Source organism: Variovorax defluvii (genome assembly GCF_039541515.1).
Taxonomy (GTDB): domain Bacteria; phylum Pseudomonadota; class Gammaproteobacteria; order Burkholderiales; family Burkholderiaceae_C; genus Variovorax; species Variovorax defluvii.
Window position 1 is genome coordinate 126,525 of record NZ_BAABGJ010000012.1, and the last position, 15,867, is coordinate 142,391.

Here is a 15,867-nt window from a genome sequence, read left to right on the forward strand (position 1 = left end):
AGCGTTAGAAGTAAGGCAGGATCTGGCTGAACTCCCGTTGAATCGTCGTCGGATCCCCTCACCCATACGCCAACAACATCTTCAAGAAACTGATCCCATTGCGCTGCCCCTTGTCCTCATCACAGTTGTTGAAGACGATGTGCGCGTGCCTGGCCTTGTACGCCAGCCGCACCAGCTCATAGACCAGTTCCTTCAGCTCCTGATCCGGGTAGTCGTAGTCGAAGCGCTCCGCCGCCGACGCCGCGCCCTTGATGTTGTAGGTGTCGGTATTCCGCCCATGCAGCCGCAGCAGCAAATAGTCCGGGTGCGTGCCTTCCCACACCGCCGGCACGCTGTTGTCCGCCCCTTGCGGCCCGTCGACGATGGTGTGCACCAGCCGGTGCTCGCGCAGAAAGGCCAGCGTGCTCGCCACGCGCTCCGGGCTCTCCCACCACGACTTGTGGCGGAACTCGATGCTCAGCGTGTGCTGCGGCAGCCAGGCCATGCAGCGCTCGATGTGCGCCATGGCCTCGGGGCTGTACTTCAGGCGCGGCGGAAACTGGAAGTGCACCAGCCCCAGCTTGCCGGCCAGGCGCAGGGGCTCCAGGGCTTCGGCAAAGCGCTTCCACAGCTCGGCGCGGATCTCTTCCGGCACCTCCTTGTAGACGAACTTGCGGCCCAGGCCCATGGCGGGTTGCAGGTCCTTGTGCAGCACCTTGGTCTCGGTCAGGTGGCCGGTGAAAAGCCGGAAAGCCTTGACGTTGAAGACGAAGTCCGGCGGCGTGCGCTCCACCCACAGCTGCGCGGTCGCGGGCGCGGGCACGGCGTAGTAGCTGCTGTCCACCTCGACCAGCGGAAACTGCGATGCGTAGTAGCGCAGGCGCGCCTCGGGCGTCTTGCAGTCCGGCGGGTAGAAGCGGCCGCAGTCGATCAGCGTCTTGTCGGTCCAGGAGGCGGTGCCCACGAGGTAGCGCATGGGCGCATTCTGGCCGCCCGGGCCGGATTGCGCGAGGGCACCGCCGGGGCTTGCTCCGGCGCGGGCAGACAAGGGAGATCGGGCTAATGACGCTTCAGCGCATCCGCCTTGTGGATCGCCGTGCTCCAAGCTACCCGGCTCCCGCCCGCCCGGTGTAGGTGGGCGCCGCCCGGGAAGGGCAGGGCGATGGCCAGGGATGCGCGCACCGCGTTCAGCCAGACGCGTCGCGCGCCGACGGGGCGACCGGCTCCAGCCACGCGCGCGCGGCCTCATCAGGGGTCATGCTTCGCAGCCGTTCGTCGCGCCAGAGATCGGCGGCAACCTCCTCGAGCTGCAAGGGGTCGACGGTGCGCCACTGCTGCTGCAGCCGGTGCGCGCAGGCGGCGATCCAGATGGTGGCTGCGGTTTCATGCATACCAATACTGTACATTTATCCAGTATTCTGTGCATGTGTTTTCTATCGTTTACCGTTGCCGCCGGGAGGGACACTTGTTGCCCCCGGAATCGATTCACGCCGATTTCGCGCGGGGAGAATTGCAGGTCTATCGCAAGGGCATGAAGCGGGTCGCGGTGCTGCTGGCGCCGGATGGCGAGACCTATGTGCTGCCGCTGCTGGACAAGGTGAAGCTGCTCGCCATGAACGAGTGCGGCGTGCTGCTGACGGGCACGGAGATCTATCCCGCCCGCGGCGCCAAAGGCACGGGGCCGATGTACCGCCAGACGTGGTGGTGCGAACTCAACCCCAAGACCTACACGACCATCGCCGATCCGGCGCAGGCGCGCCGCCGGGAGAGGGAGCGTCAGGCGCGCGAGATCGGCGCGTCGCTCCTGCGCAGGCCCACCCGGCGCGGCCGCTTCGAACCGGACGGGGCCTGACCGGGCCGGCGTGTCGACGTCAGGCCGCGCCCCGAAAGCAAGAAAGCCCCCAGGGCGTGAGCTTCACCGGCAGGTGGTAGTGCTGCGTCGGATTGGCGATCCCGAAGCGAAAGCACTGCACCTCCATGAAGGCCGGCTCGGGCAGCGCCTGGCCGCGGGCGCGGTAGTAGTCGCCGACGTGCAGGCGCAACTCGTAGACGCCCAGGTCGAAGGCCTGCGGGTGGCCCTCGATGCCGTCCACCACGCCGTTGCGCCCGACGGTGCCGCTGACCATCGGTGCCCAGACCTCGGGCCGGCCCCGTTCGGCGGGCTCCCGGCGCAGGATTTCGACCTTCATGCCGGTGGCGACCACCCCGTTGGCGACGTCGACGACGTGAATCGATACAGCTTGCATTCGTGGCTCCTGGCGTATGCGCGGGTTCGCGTGTTCGTTCGCTCGGGTGCGAATGTAGTGGATCGCGGAGGCGGCGCCGCCACGCCGCGGAACAAAAAGTAGGTCGTCGGCGTTCGACTTGGTACACTTGCGCCGATTTTTTTGGCAAGCCAAGACCACCGCCTCGGTGGATAGCCAGCCTTCCAACCCTCGCAGGGCATCGCGCGCCGGTGCCGGCGCGAACCCATGGAGGCCCTCTTGGCTTGTACCCCTCGTCGCCCGTCAGCGACTGTCCGTTCCACCCCTCGCGCGGCGTCCGCGCGCACAAGTGAATCCGTCGCCTTTCCCCTGGGCGCGCTGATGCTCGCGGCCTCCGTCAGCAGCTGGGCGCAGACGCCGCCCGCAGATGCCCCGGCGCAGGGCGGCACGCTCGGCACGGTGACGGTGACCGGAGAGGCCGAGGTGCAGGGCAAGGCGCAGCTGCAGACCAGGAAGACCAACATCGGCAAGGGCACGCAGGACATCCGCGACATCCCCCAGTCGATCAACGTGATCACCGAGAAGCTGATCGACGACGCCCGCCTGGACACGCTGAAGGAGGCGCTGCACTACTCGGCGGGCATCACCTTCGCGGCGACGGAGAACGGCACCGACCAGGACATCCGCCTGCGCGGCTTCCCGGTCGCGACGGTGGGTGACCTGCTGATCGACGGCATGCGCGATCCCTCGCAGTACGACCGCGACACCTTCAACCTCGACCGCATCGAGGTGCTGCGCGGCTCGGCCTCGATGATCTTCGGGCGCGGCTCCACGGGCGGCGTGATCAACCAGGTCACCAAGAAGCCGCTGCTGCTCGACCAGACCGACCTGGTGGGCACGGTGGGCTCGCGCGGCTTCAAGCGCACCACCATCGACCTGAACAAGCGCGTCGGGGAAGACGCCGCCTTCCGTCTGAACGGCATGTTCAACAAGGCGGACAACGGCGGCGCCCGCATCGACAAGAGCGGCATCGCACCCTCGTACAGCTGGGGCATCGGCACGCGCGACGAGTTCACCGTCGGCGCCTTCTACCTGGACGTGAACAACGTGCCGCCGCCCGGCCAGCGCTACCTGTCCAACGGCACCTACGCCAACGGCGTGGCCCAGAGCAGCATCGGCGACATCCGGCCCGGCAACTTCTACGGGTCTGCCAGTGACTACCTGCGCGGCAAGGCGCAGTACGGCAACGCGTCCTGGCTGCACACCTTCGACGATGGCGGCCAGTTGCGCACGCAGCTGCGCAGCGGCACCTTCGAGCGCTCGCAGTGGGGCACCACCGCCAGCTTCTGCAACCGCGCACCGACCGCCGGCAACGCCTGCCCGGCGGGCGCGACCGCCACGGCCGCGACGCTGAGCCCGCTGACCTATGTGCTGCGCAACGGCCTGGCGCCGCGCGCCGACAAGTACAAGGGCACCTACCTGCAGAGCGACTACACCAACACCTTCACGCTGGGCGGCCAGAAGCACGAGATCATCGCCGGCGTCGACGCTTCGCGCGAGGAGGCCGACCGCTTCGGCGCCTGGGGCCCGGTGGGCACCAATTACTACAAGGGCGCGACCTGGGTCGGCCTGCCCGACGACGACCGGCGCACCGCGCTCGTCCCGGCCTTCCGCCAGACCAGCGACTACGCCTCGCACAACTTCGGCGCCTACATCCAGGACCTGTGGCAGGTCGCGCCCGACTGGAAACTGCTCGGCGGCCTGCGCTGGGACCGCTTCCGCGGCGACTTCAGCCAGACCACCTATGCGAACGCGAACACGGTGGTGCCCAACGGCAGGACGACCACCAGCCTGTCGGACTCGCTGTTCAGCTACCGCGCCGGCGTGCTCTACCAACCCTCGCCGACGCAGTCCTACCACCTGTCGTACAGCACCTCGTTCAACACATCGGCCGACACCTACCAGTACGTGACGCCGCAGAACGCCAACACGCCGGCCGAGAAGAGCCGCAACATCGAGCTGGGAGCGAAGCTCGACTGGCTGGAGGGCAAGCTCTCGACCCGCGCGGCGCTGTTCCGCACCGAGAAGTACAACGAGCGCACCACCGACTCGGACTTCGCGGGCAGCAGCTACCTGCTCTCCGGCAAGCGCCATTCGCAGGGCCTGGAGCTGGAGGTGGTGGGGCGCATCACGCCGCAATGGGAGATCTATGCCTCCTACGCCTACATTCCCACGGCGAAGATCGATCAGGCCGGCAGCACGCAGGCGAACATCGTGGGCTCGCGCGTGGGCCTCACGCCCAAGCACAGCGGTGCGGTGTGGCTCAGCTACCAGGCCACGCCCAAGCTGCGCCTGGCCGGTGGCCTGCGCGGCGCGTCGCAGAACCGTCCGCTGCAGGGCCAGACCGGCGCGGCCTCGACCACGGCCTACGTGCCCGGCTACGTGGTGGGTGACATCATGGTCGAATACAAATTCACGCCCGACGTGTTCGCCCAGCTCAACATCAACAACGTCACCAACAAGCTCTACGGAGACCAGCTCTACCCCGGCTTCGTGATCCCGGGCACCCAGCGGACGGTGCAGGCGACGGTCGGCGTGCGCTTCTGAGGAACCTGCCCCATGCTGCTGCATCTTCGCGCCGTGCTCACTCCCGAGGAGGTCGCTCGCGCCAACGAGATCCTCGCGGGCGCGCCGTGGGAGGACGGGCGGCTGACGGCCGGCGAGCAGTCCGCGCGCGCGAAGAACAACGAGCAGTTGCGCGAGGACTGCGAAGAGACGCGCGCCGTGCAGCAGCTGTTGCTGCGCGGGCTTGAGCGGCACCAGGTCTTCTTCTCGGCCGCGCTGCCCAAGCAGATCTCGCCGCCGCTGTTCAACCGCTACGGCGGTGCGGCCAACAGCTTCGGCAACCACGTGGACAGCGCGGTGCGCTTCCTGCGCGACGGCTCGGGGCGGGTGCGCACCGACGTGTCGTGCACGCTCTTCCTGAGCGACCCGGACAGCTACGACGGCGGCGAGCTGGTGGTCGAGGACACCTTCGGCGAGCAGCGCGTCAAGCTGCCCGCGGGCGACATGGTGATCTACCCGGGCACCAGCGTGCACCGCGTGCTGCCCGTCACCCGCGGTGCGCGCGTGGCCAGCTACTTCTGGATCCAGAGCATGATCCGCAGCGACGAGCAGCGGCGTCTGCTGTTCGACATGGACAACCACCTGCGCCACCTGCGCAGCACCTACGGCGAGACCGACCCCGGCGTGATCGGGCTCACCAGCACTTACCACAACCTGCTGCGCATGTGGCTCGACGTCTGAGCACGAGGCGCGGCATCCTGCATCGAGGAGTCTTCAATGTTTGCAACTTCTTTTCGCACATGGCTGGCTGCGGCCGCTTTGCTGGGCGGGCTCTGCGCCGGCGCGGGCGCGCAGATCGTCGATCATCACAAGGTGCGCTGCGAAGCCGTTCCCAAGGAAGAGATGAAGCCGCAGATGGAACTGCAACGCAAGTTGACCGCGGAGGGCTGGAAGATCCGCCAGGTCAAGAATTTCAACGGCTGCTACGAGGTCTACGGCTTCGATGCGTCCGGGCGCCGGACCGAGGCTTTCTTCAACCCGAAGACCTTCGTCAAGGTCGGCGAGGTGAAGCAGCCCGAATAACGCGGGACGCATGCCGGTCTCGCGCGGTTCTCGCGGCATCGTCCGTGTGTGGGACCCGCTCCAGCGGGTGCTGCACTGGGCCCTGGTGGTCAGCGTCTGCGTCTGCTGGTGGGCCGGCGAGGCGCGGCTCTCGCTGCACATCTTGACCGGCTATGCCGCCCTCGCCATCGCCGCAACGCGCGGCGCCTGGGGATTCGTCGGCAGCCGCCACGCGCGCTTCACTGCCTTCGTGCGCGGCCTCGGGCCGGTGCTGGCCTACGCACGCGACATGCTGCGCGGGCGCGAGCCCCGCTACCTCGGCCACAACCCGCTGGGCGGCTGGATGGTGCTGGCGTTGCTGGCCTGCCTGATGGTGGTCTGCGTCTCGGGCATCCTCTACACCACCGACCGCTTCTGGGGCCTGGCATGGGTCGAGCGACTGCACCGCATCTCGGCCTGGACGCTGGTCGGGCTGGTGGCGACGCACCTGTCGGGGGTCGCGGTCATGAGCTGGCGCCATCGCGAGAATCTGGTCGGCGCCATGGTCGACGGCCGCAAACGCGCCCTTGGCGAATGACGTGCGCATGGCGGCTGCTCGACGACAGCCGGAACTTCTGGAAGGTGGTGCGCGGACAGATCGCAGGTGTGTGCAGCGCGGAGGCCGAGGCGTTGCCGCGCTGACCTGGTTCCGGGATGGCACCGTCGATGCGACAACCCGGAGGGAACGATTGCCGAGCCCGGGTTACGCACCTGGCGCTGGCAACTCTCTCAGGAGCTCGACGATGCATTGGCCCGCAAGCCGCTCACCCCTTTCCGTGACCACCGCAGCCGACGTGCCGCCGGTGCCTGCCCCCAAGGGCGCGATGCCTCAAAAGCTGTCGACCTTCAGAAGGCCGGCGGAACAGCAGCAGAACTTCAGGGAGGTGATCGACACGCTCTCGCACAGGCTCGCGGAGATGGGACTTCCTGAGGAACCCAACCATCGGGTAGGAGAGTTCGAGCTTTTGCGACACGGGAGGACCGGCGTCCATCTGAGCAAGTTCAAAGGCACTGGTGTCGAGTTCTTCGAGCCATCTGGCGATGCCGCGCACAAGCTCGAGCAACTGACTGCATGGACCATGAAGGATCTGAGCGTCCAAGCCTTTGTCGAGGAGCATCTTGATGGGCTGTTTGCCGACGGCAGGCGACCGGTGATCGAGATCTGGTACAGCGAGGCTCGCGACCCGGTCAAACATAAGCGTCTTCACAAGGACGTCGGCGAACCGATATTCACCTCCCTCCACTACGACACCGACCGACCCACCGACGGGGTGGAGTTCACCGTCAACGATGCGTCGGTGGCGAAGGTTCTGGACCGGAACCCCAACAACTTGCCAGCTTCCATCATTGCGACGTTGCGCACGGAGCAACAGAGCTTGCCGCCGGCGGACAAGATCTACGAATCGACGATCGATCCGGAAGGTGGCATTCTCTTCAACAACATCCTTCTCTCTCATAGCACGCCGGGTCCGAAGTCCCGGGCGATCGATCCACTCGTACTCAAGAACCGCTTGCCGGGGTTTTTCGAGCGGCAGGGGCAGAACGCAAAGCAAGCCTACGAAAGCTGCTTGCGGCTGAGGCAGGTGCGGCTCACGGACGGCCTGTCGCTCGCCCAAAGCAAGTTTCTCTATGAGAGCCCGGTCGCCCGGGTCCTCTAGGTCGTGGAAGCCGCAATCTCTGATGGTGTGCACAAGCTGTACATCCAGGACTTCGCCAAGGCAGGGCTTTCGGACGCATCTGCCCGGCTCCTGTTCGCGGATGCGGGCGTCGAGTCACTGGACGTCGTGCAGGTCGGCGACCAACTGGTGCCCGTTGGCGATCGCATGAAGACGCTGCCGCGCGAAAGGAGCGTCACCCTCGAACAGCGACGTGAACAGTCCTTTGAAGAAGCGCCCAAGCGTCCGCGCTTCCTCTTGATGGAGTTCAAGCTCTAAGAACGGGGTCCGCCCTCGGCCTCCGGTGGCACACGCGGCAGGCGCACCCGAAACAACGCGCCTTCGCCCAGCGCACTCTCCACCATCACGTCCCCGCCGTGCCGCCGCACGATCTCGCGCGTGATGTACAGCCCCAGTCCCAGCCCCGCGGCGTGCTGCCGCCCGTCGGCGCTGCGCTCGAATTGCTCGAAGATGCGCTCCTGGTCTTCCGGTGCGATGCCGGGGCCGTGGTCGCGCACGCTCAATTCGGCCATGCCATCGCGCAGCGCTACGCTCACTTCGATCTGCCCGCCGCCGCCGTAGCGCATGGCGTTGGTCAGCAGGTTGGTCAGCACCTGCTCGATGCGGAAGGCATCCCACACGCCTTCGACGCGCGTGTCCTCGCTCGGCAGCACGTGCAGCCGGATGAAGGCGTTGGCCGCCTCGGCCTGCTGGGCCATGCCGTCCACCACGCGGCGGGCCAGGTCGGCCAGGTCGGCCGGTTTCGGCTGGATGGAAAGGGCACCCCGGCGCAGGCGCGTGACGTCGAGCATGTCGTCGATCAGCCGCACCATGTTGCGGATCTGATGCTGGTCGCGCGCGACCATGGCCGCCAGCCGGTCGGGCGCGAAGGTGGCGAGGTTGCCGCGGTCCAGGTGCAGCTTGCGGACCTGGGCCTCCAGATAGAGCGTGTGCAGCGGCGTGCGCAGCTCGTGCGACACCATCGACATGAAGTCGTCGCGCATGCGCACCGCGCGCTCGAGCTCGGCCTGCGCGCAGCGCAGCTCCTGCACCAGCTCTTCCTGCTGGCGGTGCGCGGCGGCCAGGGCTTGCATCTCGCGGTCGAGCGCCTTGCGATGGCGGTACAGGTCGACGAAGACGTTGACCTTGCTGCGCACGGCATGGGTGTCCAGCGGCTTCTGCAGGAAGTCGACGGCGCCGCTTTCGTAGCCTTTGAAGGCGTAGTTCATCTCGCGGCCCGCGGCGCTGACGAAGATGAGCGGGATGTGCCGGGTGCGCTCGGTGCCGCGCATCATCTCCGCCAGCTCGAAGCCATTCATGCCGGGCATCTGCACGTCGATGAGGGCGAGGGCGAACTCGTGCTCGAGCAGCAGTCCCAGCGCCTGCTCCGCGGAGCCGGCCTGGAACACCTGCCGTCCCTCGCCGCGCACCAGGGCTTCCAGCGCGAAGAGGTTCTCGGGCAGGTCGTCGACCAGCAGCAGTTTGCTCAGGACTTCATGGGGCATGGTGGCGGTAGACAGCATCCAGTTGGAGTAGCAGGGCGCGAAGCTCGCGCAGGGGGCGTACGAAGTCGGGTGTGTGGCGGTCGATGGCGGCCTGGGGCATGGTGGGCACCTGGGCCTCGGCCGGGTCCTGCACGGCGCTCAGGCCACCGGCCCGGTGGATGTCGTGCAGGCCCTGGGCACCGTCCTCGTTGGCGCCGGTGAGCAGCAGTCCGGCCAGCGACGGGCCGTAAGCGTCGGCGGCCGAGCTCATCAGCACGTCGATGGACGGGCGCGAGAACAGCACCGGCGGCTCGCAGCTGAGCGAGAAGCAGCGGCTGCGCTCGATGGACAGGTGGTAGCCCGGCGGCGCGAAGTAGAGGCAGGCCGGCGCCACCGGGGCCTTGTCCTGCGCCTCTCGCACGGCGAAGGGCAGGCGCTGGCGGAAGATCTCGGGCAAGCGGCTTTCATGCTCCTCGGGCAGATGAAGCACCACGACGAGCGGCAGGTGCCATTGCGCCGGCAACTCGGCGAAGAGCAGTCCCAGTGCATCGACGCCACCGGCGGAGGTCCCGATGACCACCGCGTCGACGCGCCGGATGCGGGAGCGTTCGTCCTGCTTCATGTGGCCTTGCGGAAGATGCGCTCGGCGCGCGACAGCGCTTCGAAACGGTCGGCGTAGGCGGAGAAATCGATGCTCTCCTTGTTGCCCAGGCCCAGGAAGCCGCGATGGCACAGTGACTCGTGGAAGAGGCCGAGCGCCCGGTCCTGCAGCTGGCGGTTGAAGTAGATCAGCACATTGCGGCAGGAGACGAGCTGCGTCTCGGCGAACACGCTGTCGGTGGCCAGGCTGTGGTCGGCGAAGATCACGTCGGCGCACAGCGAGAGGTCGAAGCGGGCGGCGTCGTAGGCGGCGGTGTAGTAGTCCGAGAAGGCGCCGGTGCCGCCGGCGCGCTGGTAGTTGGCGGTGTAGCGCCGCACTGCCTCCAGCGGGTAAATGCCCTGCCGCGCCTTCTCCAGGGAAACCGGGTTGATGTCGGTGGCATAGATCTGGGTGCGCGAGAGCAGCCCCTCCTCGCGCAGCAGGATGGCCAGCGAGAACACCTCTTCGCCGGTGCTGCAGCCGGCGATCCAGACCTTGATGGTGGGATAGGTGTGCAGCAGCGGCACCACCTGGCGGCGCAGCGCAAGAAAATACGCCGGGTCGCGGAACATCTCGCTGACCGGAATGGTGAGGAACTGCAGCAGCTGGCTGAACAGCTGCGGCTCGCGCAGCACACGCTCCTGCAGGGCCGAGATCGTGGGCAGGCCCAGCTGGTTCAGGGCATGCAGCACGCGCCGCTTCTGCGAGGAGCCGGTGTAGTCGCGGAAGTCGTAGCTGTACTTGAGGTAGATCGCCTCCATCAGCAGGCGCAGCTCGATGTCGCTGTCGCTGGGTGGCTGCATCGGTGGCGGGGCGCTGGTCACAGGCGCTCCATCGGCGGCATCCACACGCGGATCAACGAGAACAGGCGGTCCAGGTCCACCGGCTTGGCCAGGTAGTCGCTGGCGCCGGCGGCGAGGCATTGTTCCTGGTCGTCCTTCATGGCCTTGGCGGTCACGGCGATGACGGGCAGCTTCGCGAAGCGCGGGTCTTGGCGCAGGCGCCGCGTGGCTTCGAGGCCGTCCATCTCCGGCATCATGACATCCATCAGCACGAGGTCAATGTCGGACACCAGGTCGAGCTTTTCCAGGGCCTCGCGGCCGTTGCGGGCCACTTCGATCCGGGCGCCGCGCTGCTCCAGGGCGCTGGTGAGGGCGAAGATGTTGCGCACGTCGTCGTCCACCAGCAGGATGCGGCGGCCCTCGAAAACGCGGTCGCGCCCGCGCACGGCGCGCAGCATGCTGCGGCGCTCGCTGGAAAGGTCGGACTCCACCTTGTGCAGGAAGAGCGTGACCTCGTCCAGCAACCGCTCCGGCGAGCGCGCGCCCTTGATGATGATGGAGCGCGAGTAGCGCATGAGCTCGGCCTCCTCGTCGCGCGTGAGGTTGCGGCCGGTGTAGACGATGACGGGCGGGAAGGACACGATCTCCTCGGTCGCCATGCGCTTGAGCAGCTCGCCGCCCTGCATGTCGGGCAGGCGCAGGTCGGTGATCATGCAGTCGAAGACCTTGCGCTTCAACAGCTCCAGCGCCTCGCCGCCGGTCGCGACCGCGGTGATGGCAATGTCGTCGTCGCCGATCAGCCGCACCACGCTCTCGCGCTGGAGCGGGTCGTCTTCCACCAGCAGCACCGCCTTGACCTTCTTGGCGAGCCGGTCCTCGAACTTCAGGAAGACCTGCTTGAGCTGCTCGCGCGTGGCCGGCTTGAGGGCGTAGCCGATGGCGCCCATGTGCAGCGCCGCCTCGGGGTTGTCGTGGGCCGAGATCACGTGCACCGGGATGTGCCGGGTCCGCGGGTCGTCCTTGAGCCGCTGCAGCACCGACAGGCCCGGATCGTCGGGCAGCCGCATGTCGAGCAGGATCGCATCGGGCTGGAACTGGGCCGCCATGCCATAGCCTTCGGCCGCGCCCTGCGCCACCAGGCAGCGGTAGCCGAGCTCGTGGGCCAGGTCGTAGAGGATGTGGGCGAACTGCGGCTCGTCCTCGATCACGAGCACGCGCCGCGCCTGGTCGCGCGGAAGGGCGCGGTCGTCGGCGAAGGCGGGCTGCTCGGCCGGCGCGGGTGCTGCGGACGTCCGGGCCGGCGGCGGCGCGACCGGCGGCGCGGGCGGCTGGGCCGCGGCCTTGGCCTGGGGCGCCTCGGCTGGCAGTTCCAGTGTGAAGGTGCTGCCCTCGCCCGGAGCGCTCTGCACGGTCAGCGTGCCGCCGAGCAGTTGCGTCAGGTCGCGCGAGATCGAAAGGCCCAGGCCGGTGCCGCCATAGCGCCGGCTGGTGGTGCCGTCCGCCTGGCGGAAGGCCTCGAAGATGAGCGACTGCTGGTCGGCCGCGATGCCGATGCCCGAGTCGCGGACCGCGAAGCGCACGCCGCCGCCCGGCACGGGCGACAGCGCGAGCCGCACTTCGCCGCGCTCGGTGAACTTGAGCGCGTTGGACAGCAGGTTCTTCAGGATCTGCTCGGCGCGCTGCCGGTCGGTGACGATGACCGAAGGCAGGTCTGGCGCCAGCTCGAGCGTGAAGGCGAGGTCCTTCTGCGCCGCCAGCGGGGTGAAGACCGACTCCAGCCCCTGCGCCAGCCGCGCGACCGACACCGGCTCGGGCACCACTTCCAGCTTGCCCGCCTCGACCTTCGAGATGTCGAGGATGTCGCTGATCAGCATCAGCAGGTCGTTGCCGGAGGAATAGATGGACTCGGCGTACTTCACCTGCTCCTCGTTGAGCGTGCCGGGCGCGTTGTCCGCCAGCAATCGCGCCAGGATCAGCGCGCTGTTGAGCGGGGTGCGCAGCTCGTGCGACATGTTGGCGAGGAACTCCGATTTGTAGCGGCTGGCGCGCTGCAGCTCCTCGGCCCGCTCCTGCAGCTCGCGCTGTGCTTGGCGCAGCGCCGCGTTGCGAAGGTCCAGCGCCTCCGTGCGCTCGGAGAGCTGGCTGTTGGTCTGTTCCAGCTCGGCCTGCTGGTTCTCCAGCGAGAGCTGCGAGGCGCGCAGGGCACGCGACTGCTCCTCCAGTTCCTCGTTGGCGGTGCGCAGCTCTTCCTGCTGCACCTGCAGCTCTTCGTTGAGCTGCTGCGTTTCGGCCAGGGCCTGCTGCAACTGCTCGCGGTAGCGCACGGAGGCGACGGCGCTGCCCACGTTGGCGGCGGTCTGGGCCAGCAGCTCGCGCGTGCGCTCGTCGGGCGCGCGCGGCAGGCCGAGTTCGACCACGCCGTTGACGATGCCGTCGTGCGTCAGGGGCAGCAGCATGGCGGCTGCCGGTGCCATCTCGCCCATGCCGGAGTTGATCCGCAGGTAGTCGGACTGCACCGGCTCGACCAGCAGCATGCGCTTCTCGGTGGCGGCTTGGCCGACCAGGCCTTCCTGGGGGCCGAGCACTTGCGGCGTGGCGTCGGCCTCCTTCGAAAAGCCGTAGCTGGCCACCCGGCGCAGGGTGCCGTCGCGCTCGCGCAGGTACAAGGCGCCGACCGCGCTGCCCACGTGGCGCGAGAAGAAGGCCAGCACCTTGGCGCCCAGCACCTGCGCGCCCAGTTCGCCCACCAGCTCGGCCGCCAGCTCGGTGCGGGCGTCGCGCAGCCAGGCCTGCTGCTGCAGGGTGCGGGCGTATTCGTGCTGTTCCTTGAGCACGGCGTCGTAGCTTTCCGACAGGCGCATCAACTGGCGGCGGCCGAAGTAGCCGAGCAGGCCGGTGGTGAGCAGCGTGAAGAAGACGAACGCGAGGACGATCCACAAGGCCGTGCGGCTGGACTCCCGGCTGCGCTCGGCGCGCAGCGCCTGCTCGGCGTCGGCGAAGGCGTCGTACTCGGCGCGCATGCCGTCCGTGAGGCGCTTGCCGCGGCCCAGCCGCACGGATTGCTGGTAGTCGCCGCCGGCGCGGCGCAGGGCGATCATCTCGCGCGCGAAGTCGTTCCAGGCCGCCTGCAAGGCGGCGATGCGCTCCACCCGCGCCGCCTGAGGGGGGTTGTCGGCGACCATTGACCGCAGGCCGCCGAGGTCGTTGCCGATGCGCCGCGACGCGTTGTCATAGGGTTCGAGAAAGCTGTCGTCGCCGGTGATGAGGAAACCGCGCATGCCGGTTTCCATATCGGTGCTGCGGCGCTGGACCTCGGCCGCGGTGCGGGTGACCCGGTCCGAATGCTCGACCCAGCCGATCACCGACAGCAGGTAGAGGATCAGCGCGACGAAGACCACCACCCCCAGCAGGCCGCCGGCCAGCGGCAGCTTGAGGTTGCGGCTCAGGAGGCGCTGGAACTCGTCAGGGTCGATCGCGGATGTCGTGGGCATGCGGCAGGGCTGAAGCAAGCAAAACCGGTGGAGCATGCCCGACATCGGGCTTCTTGAGTGTCGGAAAAGGCCGCAACACGAAGGGCGCGCGCTCCAGGCGGGTCGAGGGCGATGCTCGAGTGACTGGGTCGATCGGACATCCCACGCGCCCGGTGAAGGCTGCGAAATTTGCGCGACGAAAAGCGAGTCTCTCTCGGCGGGGTTTGGACTACAGTCCGCGCCACGTCAAAAAAACACAGGGAACCCATGAGAACGAAGAGCTTGGCTGCATCGCCAGCGCACGCATCGAGATCGCACGCATCGATGCCGATCGAGCCATGTGCCAATGCGCACGCTGAGCGGTGCGACAACACTTCGAATTGAAGGCCCCATCGCCAATGAGCGGCTATACGATGTCCTGCAGCGGCGCTATGGCCTCGGTTCAGGTGGGGCGACCGATTTGATAACCATCCCCTTAAGGTAGATGTATGGATACTGCTGTTCGAGCCCATCGCATCTTGGGTGCGATGGCAAACTGCCAGAAGGCGAATTCGCCGGGTGACACGCTTCCGAAGCTTGCAGATGTGCGACTTGGTGACCTCATCGGCTGCTATCAAAATCCGGGGCCTGAAGGCGAGACGATCGGCATATTTGCGGATGGATTGGCGTGGAATGAGGGAGGGCGCTTGATCGAGCTTTCCTTTGCTGACGTGCAGGAAGGATCGTTGCCAAGTGAGAAAGCAAGCGAAGGAGTGCTCTTGACCATGCGGGATGGCAAGCAGTTCCGGCTCCCGGTTAGGGGGCAGCGAGGACGTTTCTTCGATTCGATGGAAATGCTGAGATTTCTGGATCGCGTGATTCAAGATCTGCGAGGGCAGGCACATTGCTGACCGATGATCGCGATGCAGGGTGTGCTGCCCGAACCCTCACCTCAACATCGCCGACATCGCCGAGCAGCAGTTCACCATCCACACCGCCGCCTCGAAGCGCAATTTATTCGCCCCGCCGCGCTTGAACGAGCACAGGGCCTGCAGGCCGACCCCATTGCCCCAGCCTTCTAACCCCGCCTGCCGTCGCCCGCATCCGTCCTCTCGGAGCGCCTGGCCCGATGCGCCACCAGCAGCCAGCCCGTGGCCCAGGCTGCCCCCAGCGCCCACCCGGCCAGCACATCGGTCGCCCAGTGCACGCCCAGCGCCACACGGCTCATACCCACCAGGAAAGCAGCCCCCGCCGCGACCGCCAGGATGAAGATGCGCTCGACCCAGCGGCTGCGTGTGTCGGCGACGAGCGCGCCCAAGGTCAGGAAGACGATGGCCGACATGCTGGCATGACCGCTGGGAAAGCTCATCCCCCAGGCCGCATGGTCGGCAAAGGCAAGATCGGGGCGCGCCCGGCCGAAGGCAGGCTTGAGCAGCAGGTGGACCAGCGCGGCGCCGCTCAGCGTGGAGGCGGCCACCAGCAGCGCGGTGCGGCGTGCCGACAGCAGCGCGAGGTAGACCATGGCGGCGATCACGAGCAGGCTCAGCACCACGGAGCTGCCCAGCCCGCTCAGGTCGCGCATGACCTCGCCGAAGCGCGGATGCGCCGTCCGGTAGCGCTGGGCCGTTTGCAGCAGCCAGGCGTCGAGGCCGCGGGTGTCGCCCTCGAAGACCTCGCTCGCCACCAGCGCGAACACCAGCAGCAACAGCGCCACACCGAGCCCGGCAAGCAGTGGCAGGACGAGCGAACGCAGGGTGTCGAGCTGGTGGGGCGCGAACCGGGCCAGCACTGCGCGCGGCCAGGGCTCGCGCGCCACGGATGCGGGGTGCCGGTCGGCACGGTCGGGAGAGGGCTTGATCGTCACGGGCGTTGCGGGCCGAGGAGGGCCGGGGCGAAAAGCGCATGGTACGGCCGGCGCGCCCTCGGCATGCATCGCCGTGCGGAAGTCGCCTCGCCGCGCAGACCGCCCACAGCGGCTGCCGGAGGGACAGAGCGGAAAAACGCGCCG

Annotated in this window: 16 protein-coding genes; 8 read left to right on the top strand and 8 right to left on the bottom strand. The window is 67.7% G+C overall.

The window, feature by feature from the left end; translation table 11 throughout:
- Nucleotides 1–58: 58 nt before the first annotated feature.
- On the bottom strand, nucleotides 59–955 hold the full coding sequence (locus tag ABEA07_RS08250; RefSeq protein WP_345537104.1) for a DUF72 domain-containing protein: 897 nt from the start codon (nucleotides 953–955) through the stop codon (nucleotides 59–61).
- 211 nt (nucleotides 956–1,166) lie between these two features.
- Nucleotides 1,167–1,370 (bottom strand): hypothetical protein, encoded by a 204-nt coding sequence (locus ABEA07_RS08255; protein ID WP_345537106.1) that lies wholly within the window; start codon nucleotides 1,368–1,370, stop codon nucleotides 1,167–1,169.
- 74 nt (nucleotides 1,371–1,444) lie between these two features.
- On the opposite strand from ABEA07_RS08255, the gene ABEA07_RS08260 reads away from it, so the two are divergent.
- A complete protein-coding gene (locus ABEA07_RS08260) occupies nucleotides 1,445–1,831 on the top strand; it encodes a hypothetical protein (protein ID WP_345537107.1) in 387 nt (128 codons plus the stop codon).
- Nucleotides 1,832–1,850: 19 nt separating this feature from the next.
- On the opposite strand, the gene ABEA07_RS08265 is transcribed toward ABEA07_RS08260, so the two are convergent.
- On the bottom strand, nucleotides 1,851–2,225 hold the full coding sequence (locus ABEA07_RS08265) for a hydroxyisourate hydrolase (RefSeq protein ID WP_345537109.1): 375 nt from the start codon (nucleotides 2,223–2,225) through the stop codon (nucleotides 1,851–1,853).
- A 339-nt stretch (nucleotides 2,226–2,564) separates the two neighbouring features.
- On the opposite strand from ABEA07_RS08265, the gene ABEA07_RS08270 reads away from it, so the two are divergent.
- The 6 genes from ABEA07_RS08270 to ABEA07_RS08295 all read left to right on the top strand — a co-directional run bounded on the left by ABEA07_RS08270 (nucleotide 2,565) and on the right by ABEA07_RS08295 (nucleotide 7,783).
- Complete coding sequence (locus ABEA07_RS08270; RefSeq protein WP_345537111.1) at nucleotides 2,565–4,790, top strand: TonB-dependent receptor; 2,226 nt, start codon at nucleotides 2,565–2,567, stop codon at nucleotides 4,788–4,790.
- 12 nt (nucleotides 4,791–4,802) lie between these two features.
- Nucleotides 4,803–5,489 carry a Fe2+-dependent dioxygenase gene (locus ABEA07_RS08275; RefSeq protein WP_345537112.1) on the top strand — a complete coding sequence of 229 codons (687 nt, stop codon included), beginning with the start codon at nucleotides 4,803–4,805 and terminating at the stop codon, nucleotides 5,487–5,489.
- A 36-nt stretch (nucleotides 5,490–5,525) separates the two neighbouring features.
- Nucleotides 5,526–5,831, top strand: coding sequence for a PepSY domain-containing protein (locus ABEA07_RS08280; protein WP_345537113.1), 306 nt, complete (start codon nucleotides 5,526–5,528; stop codon nucleotides 5,829–5,831).
- Nucleotides 5,832–5,841: 10 nt separating this feature from the next.
- Entirely contained in the window at nucleotides 5,842–6,387 is a 546-nt protein-coding gene (locus ABEA07_RS08285; protein WP_345537114.1) for a cytochrome b/b6 domain-containing protein, read from the top strand.
- Between the two features lie 205 nt (nucleotides 6,388–6,592).
- The gene (locus ABEA07_RS08290; RefSeq protein ID WP_345537115.1) at nucleotides 6,593–7,507 is read left to right on the top strand and encodes a hypothetical protein; all 915 of its coding nucleotides are present in this window, start codon (nucleotides 6,593–6,595) and stop codon (nucleotides 7,505–7,507) included.
- Nucleotides 7,508–7,510: 3 nt separating this feature from the next.
- A complete protein-coding gene (locus ABEA07_RS08295) occupies nucleotides 7,511–7,783 on the top strand; it encodes a hypothetical protein (RefSeq protein WP_345537116.1) in 273 nt (90 codons plus the stop codon).
- Here the strand turns inward: ABEA07_RS08295 and ABEA07_RS08300 are convergent.
- The 4 genes from ABEA07_RS08300 to ABEA07_RS08315 are packed head-to-tail and all read right to left on the bottom strand — an operon-like array spanning nucleotide 7,780 to nucleotide 13,901.
- Nucleotides 7,780–9,009: a hybrid sensor histidine kinase/response regulator gene (locus ABEA07_RS08300; protein ID WP_345537117.1), complete on the bottom strand. Its 1,230-nt coding sequence runs from the start codon at nucleotides 9,007–9,009 to the stop codon at nucleotides 7,780–7,782. The two genes, ABEA07_RS08295 and ABEA07_RS08300, sit on opposite strands and share 4 nt — an antisense overlap.
- Nucleotides 8,999–9,610, bottom strand: coding sequence for a chemotaxis protein CheB (locus ABEA07_RS08305; protein ID WP_345537119.1), 612 nt, complete (start codon nucleotides 9,608–9,610; stop codon nucleotides 8,999–9,001). Before ABEA07_RS08305 ends, ABEA07_RS08300 begins: the two co-directional genes overlap by 11 nt.
- Nucleotides 9,607–10,431: a CheR family methyltransferase gene (locus tag ABEA07_RS08310; RefSeq protein WP_345537150.1), complete on the bottom strand. Its 825-nt coding sequence runs from the start codon at nucleotides 10,429–10,431 to the stop codon at nucleotides 9,607–9,609. The genes ABEA07_RS08305 and ABEA07_RS08310 overlap by 4 nt, the downstream gene beginning before the upstream one ends.
- 17 nt (nucleotides 10,432–10,448) lie before the next feature.
- Nucleotides 10,449–13,901 (bottom strand): response regulator, encoded by a 3,453-nt coding sequence (locus tag ABEA07_RS08315; protein ID WP_345537120.1) that lies wholly within the window; start codon nucleotides 13,899–13,901, stop codon nucleotides 10,449–10,451.
- Between the two features lie 467 nt (nucleotides 13,902–14,368).
- Here ABEA07_RS08315 and ABEA07_RS08320 point away from each other — a divergent pair, with 467 nt between their 5' ends.
- Nucleotides 14,369–14,770, top strand: coding sequence for a hypothetical protein (locus ABEA07_RS08320; protein WP_345537121.1), 402 nt, complete (start codon nucleotides 14,369–14,371; stop codon nucleotides 14,768–14,770).
- 167 nt (nucleotides 14,771–14,937) lie between these two features.
- Here ABEA07_RS08320 and ABEA07_RS08325 read toward each other — a convergent pair whose 3' ends face one another.
- Entirely contained in the window at nucleotides 14,938–15,723 is a 786-nt protein-coding gene (locus ABEA07_RS08325) for a phosphatase PAP2 family protein (protein ID WP_345537122.1), read from the bottom strand.
- Between the last annotated feature and the right edge of the window lie 144 nt (nucleotides 15,724–15,867).

Excerpts from the sequence above, each read along its gene's own strand:
- ABEA07_RS08250 (WP_345537104.1), bottom strand. The coding sequence starts at position 955 with ATGCGCTACCTCGTGGGCACCGCCTCCTGGACCGACAAGACGCTGATC.
- ABEA07_RS08255 (WP_345537106.1), bottom strand. The coding sequence starts at position 1,370 with ATGCATGAAACCGCAGCCACCATCTGGATCGCCGCCTGCGCGCACCGG.
- ABEA07_RS08265 (WP_345537109.1), bottom strand. The coding sequence starts at position 2,225 with ATGCAAGCTGTATCGATTCACGTCGTCGACGTCGCCAACGGGGTGGTC.
- ABEA07_RS08270 (WP_345537111.1), top strand. The coding sequence starts at position 2,565 with ATGCTCGCGGCCTCCGTCAGCAGCTGGGCGCAGACGCCGCCCGCAGAT.
- ABEA07_RS08275 (WP_345537112.1), top strand. The coding sequence starts at position 4,803 with ATGCTGCTGCATCTTCGCGCCGTGCTCACTCCCGAGGAGGTCGCTCGC.
- ABEA07_RS08280 (WP_345537113.1), top strand. The coding sequence starts at position 5,526 with ATGTTTGCAACTTCTTTTCGCACATGGCTGGCTGCGGCCGCTTTGCTG.
- ABEA07_RS08285 (WP_345537114.1), top strand. The coding sequence starts at position 5,842 with ATGCCGGTCTCGCGCGGTTCTCGCGGCATCGTCCGTGTGTGGGACCCG.
- ABEA07_RS08290 (WP_345537115.1), top strand. The coding sequence starts at position 6,593 with ATGCATTGGCCCGCAAGCCGCTCACCCCTTTCCGTGACCACCGCAGCC.
- ABEA07_RS08300 (WP_345537117.1), bottom strand. The coding sequence starts at position 9,009 with ATGCCCCATGAAGTCCTGAGCAAACTGCTGCTGGTCGACGACCTGCCC.
- ABEA07_RS08305 (WP_345537119.1), bottom strand. The coding sequence starts at position 9,610 with ATGAAGCAGGACGAACGCTCCCGCATCCGGCGCGTCGACGCGGTGGTC.
- ABEA07_RS08310 (WP_345537150.1), bottom strand. The coding sequence starts at position 10,431 with ATGCAGCCACCCAGCGACAGCGACATCGAGCTGCGCCTGCTGATGGAG.
- ABEA07_RS08315 (WP_345537120.1), bottom strand. The coding sequence starts at position 13,901 with ATGCCCACGACATCCGCGATCGACCCTGACGAGTTCCAGCGCCTCCTG.
- ABEA07_RS08320 (WP_345537121.1), top strand. The coding sequence starts at position 14,369 with ATGGATACTGCTGTTCGAGCCCATCGCATCTTGGGTGCGATGGCAAAC.